Consider the following 3,121-nt stretch of genomic DNA (forward strand, 5'->3'; position numbering starts at 1 on the left):
CCACCGAACGTGCAGCCTCGACCGACTCCTTCATCACGTCGCCCAGCGAACCGGTGCGGATGATGTTGCCCTTGCCCGGCATCACGGCCGACTCGATCGTCAGCAGGTCGCCGCCGACTTCGGTCCACGCGAGGCCCACGACCTGCCCCACCTGGTTGCGCTTCTCGGCCTGGCCGTAGTTGAAGCGGCGCACACCCAGGAAGTCGTTCAGGTTCTCTTCGCTGACCACCATCTTGCCGACTTGCTTCTTCAGCTGGATGCTCTTCACCACCTTGCGGCAGATCTTGGACACCTCGCGCTCGAGCGAACGCACGCCGGCTTCACGCGTGTAGTAGCGGATGATCCCGCGGATCGCCGATTCGGTGACGTCCATCTCGTCGTCCAGCACGCCGTTGTTCTTGCGTTGCTTCGGCAGCAGGTAGCGTTGGGCGATGTTGACCTTCTCGTCCTCGGTGTAACCCGCCAGGCGGATCACTTCCATCCGGTCCAGCAACGCCGGCGGAATGTTCATCGAGTTCGAGGTCGCGATGAACATCACGTCGCTCAGGTCGAAATCGACCTCGACGTAGTGGTCGCTGAAGGTGTGGTTCTGCTCCGGGTCCAGCACCTCGAGCAGCGCGCTCGACGGGTCGCCACGGAAGTCCATGCCCAGCTTGTCGATCTCGTCGAGYAGGAACAGCGGGTTGCGCGTGCCGACCTTCGACAGGCTCTGCAGCACCTTGCCCGGCATCGAGCCGATGTAGGTGCGGCGGTGCCCGCGGATCTCGGCCTCGTCACGCATGCCGCCCAGCGCCATGCGGACGAACTTGCGCCCGGTGGCGCGCGCCACGCTCTGGCCGAGCGAGGTCTTGCCGACGCCCGGGGGGCCGACCAGGCACAGGATCGGCGCCTTCACCTTGTCGACGCGCTGTTGCACCGCGAGATATTCCAGGATGCGATCCTTGACCTTCTCGAGTCCGTAGTGGTCCTCGTTCAGCACGGCCTCTGCATTCGGCAGGTCGTGCTTGATCTTGGTCTTCTTCGTCCACGGCAGGTTGATCAGCGTGTCGATGTAGTTGCGCACGACAGTCGCCTCGGCGGACATCGGCGACATCAGCTTCAGCTTCTTCAGTTCGGCATCGACCTTCTTGCGGGCCTCCTTGGGCATCTTCGCCGCAGTGATCTTCTTCTCCAGCTCCTCCATGTCGGCGCCTTCTTCGCCGTCACCGAGTTCCTTCTGGATCGCCTTGACCTGCTCGTTCAGGTAGTACTCGCGCTGGCTCTTCTCCATCTGGCGCTTCACGCGCCCACGGATGCGCTTCTCGACCTGCAGGATGTCGACTTCATGCTCCAGCTGCTCGAGCAGCTTCTCGAGCCGCTTGTCGACCGCGAAGAGGTCGAGCACCGACTGCTTGTTCTCGAGCTTCAGCGGCAGGTGCGCCGCGATCGTGTCGGCCAGGCGGCCGGCATCGTCGATGCCCGCGATGGAGGTCAGGATCTCCGGCGGGATCTTCTTGTTGAGCTTGACGTACTGGTCGAACTGCTGCGTCACCGCGCGGCGCAGCGCCTCGACCTCGGGCTTGGCCTCGGTCTCGGGCGGAACCGGCGTCACTTCGGCCATGAAGTGCTCGCCGTTGTCGCTGATCGAATGCGTGTTGGCGCGCTGGATGCCTTCGACCAGCACCTTCACCGTGCCGTCGGGCAGCTTCAGCATCTGCAGGATGCTCGAGACGCAACCGACCTCGAACATGTCGTCAGGCTTGGGCTCGTCCTTGCCGGCCGCGCGTTGCGCGACGAGCATGATCTGGCGTCCGGCTTCCATCGCGGCCTCGAGCGCCTTGATCGACTTCGGGCGCCCGACGAACAGCGGAATCACCATGTGAGGGAACACCACCACATCCCGCAGCGGCAGCAGCGGCATCGTGATGGGCTCGGCGGGCAAGACGGGATGTCCGGACATTGGAACCTCTCTTTCTCAAGCCCATCTAGGGCTCAAGCACTCGTTTGCAAGGAGCCGGCGCAGTGTGACGCACCGGCAATCATCAGGATCCGTTGTCGTGGCGATGGCCCTGTTCAGGCGCTGGCCTTCTGCTCTCGGTAGACCAGCAAGGGCTTCGCGTCTTCCTCGATCGTGTGCTCGTCGAGCACCACCTTCGCGACGCCGTCGAGCGTCGGCAATTCGAACATCGTGTCGATCAGCGATTGCTCCATGATCGAGCGCAGGCCGCGTGCGCCGGTGCGGCGCGCCAGGGCCTTGCGGGCGATGGCAGCGAGCGCCGAAGGCCGCACCTCGAGCTCGACGCCGTCCATCGCGAACAGCTTCTGGTACTGCTTGAGCAGCGCGTTCTTCGGCTCGGTCAGGATCTGCACCAGCGCGTCATCGGTCAGCTCGCCCAGCGTGGCGACCACCGGCAGGCGGCCGACCAGCTCGGGGATCAGGCCGAACTTGATCAGGTCTTCGGGCTCGACCTCGCGGAACACCTCGGACACGCGGCGCTCCGACTTGGTGTGCACGGTCGCCGCGAAACCGATGCCGGATTTCTCGGAGCGGTTCTGGATGACCTTCTCGAGGCCGTCGAATGCGCCGCCGCAGATGAACAGGATGTTGGTCGTGTCGATCTGCAGGAAGTCTTGATTCGGATGCTTGCGACCGCCCTGCGGCGGCACCGAGGCCATCGTGCCTTCGACGAGCTTCAGCAGCGCCTGCTGCACGCCCTCGCCCGACACGTCGCGCGTGATCGAGGGGTTGTCGGCCTTGCGCGAGATCTTGTCGATCTCGTCGATGTAGACGATGCCGCGCTGCGCCTTCTCGACGTCGTAGTTGCAGTTCTGCAGCAGCTTCTGGATGATGTTCTCGACGTCTTCGCCGACGTAGCCGGCTTCGGTCAGCGTGGTCGCGTCGGCGATCACGAACGGCACGTTGAGCAGGCGGGCGAGCGTCTGGGCCAGCAGCGTCTTGCCCGAGCCGGTGGGCCCGATCAGCAGGATGTTGCTCTTGCTCAGCTCGACGTCGTCCTTGGACGACGCCATGTGCTTCAGGCGCTTGTAGTGGTTGTAGACGGCCACCGACAGCGTGCGCTTCGCGGTGTCCTGCCCGATCACGTACTGGTCGAGGCTGGCCTTGATCTCGCTGGGCACCGGC

Annotated in this window: 2 protein-coding genes; both read right to left on the minus strand. The window is 64.3% G+C overall.

The window, feature by feature from the left end; all coding sequences use genetic code 11:
- Positions 1-1,939, minus strand: a 1,939-nt coding sequence (gene lon, locus AC1D01_RS27375; protein ID WP_477871999.1) for an endopeptidase La, incomplete at its 3' end; no start/stop codon positions are given.
- 113 nt (positions 1,940-2,052) lie between these two features.
- A partial coding sequence (gene clpX, locus AC1D01_RS27380) for an ATP-dependent Clp protease ATP-binding subunit ClpX (RefSeq protein WP_477872001.1) occupies positions 2,053-3,121 on the minus strand: 1,069 nt, incomplete at its 5' end.

Source organism: Rhizobacter sp. P3_B12 (genome assembly GCF_056402895.1).